This is a genomic window from Actinomadura kijaniata NBRC 14229, assembly GCF_001552175.1.
GTDB classification, from domain to species: Bacteria; Actinomycetota; Actinomycetes; order Streptosporangiales; family Streptosporangiaceae; genus Spirillospora; species Spirillospora kijaniata.
This window is the reverse complement of the sequence record NZ_BCQR01000351.1, coordinates 1-665: the sequence shown is the minus strand read 5'-3', so window position 1 is coordinate 665 and position 665 is coordinate 1. Positions and strand designations below refer to the sequence as shown.

The window sequence follows — 665 nt, the reverse complement described above, 5'->3', positions numbered from 1 at the left end:
ACGGGAGGCATGCTCCCTCACCAGGCGTGGTCCCCCTTCTCCCAAAGTTACGGGGGCAATTTGCCGAGTTCCTTAACCACAGTTCACCCGATCGCCTCGGTATTCTCTACCTGACCACCTGAGTCGGTTTGGGGTACGGGCCGCCGGTACACTCACTAGAGGCTTTTCTCGGCAGCATGGGATCACTCACTTCACCTAAAACGGCTCGGCATCACATCTCACCCTCATGCACTACGGATTTGCCTATAGTGCGGGCTACATGCTTACCCCGGGACAACCATCGCCCGGGCTGAGCTACCCTCCTGCGTCACCCCATCGCTCACCTACTACCACCTCGGGTCCCATGCTCCCCGACACCGGCTAGACCCGAAGGTCGTCACCGGGCGGTTCGGATGGTTAGCATCAGCGGATTCAGCGTTGGCGCATACCAGCGGGTACGGGAATATCAACCCGTTGTCCATCGACTACGCCTGTCGGCCTCGCCTTAGGTCCCGACTTACCCTGGGCGGATTAGCCTGCCCCAGGAACCCTTGGTCATTCGGCGCACACGTTTCTCACGCGTGATTCGCTACTCATGCCTGCATTCTCACTCCTCCAGCCTCCACCACTCGATCACTCGGCGGCTTCGCTGGCTGAAGGACGCTCCCCTACCCATCAACACTTGC

General features: G+C 60.0%; 1 rRNA gene. It reads right to left on the bottom strand.

What is annotated here, in order from left to right:
- A 23S ribosomal RNA gene (locus tag AKI01S_RS50110) occupies positions 1–665 on the bottom strand; the annotation flags it as partial.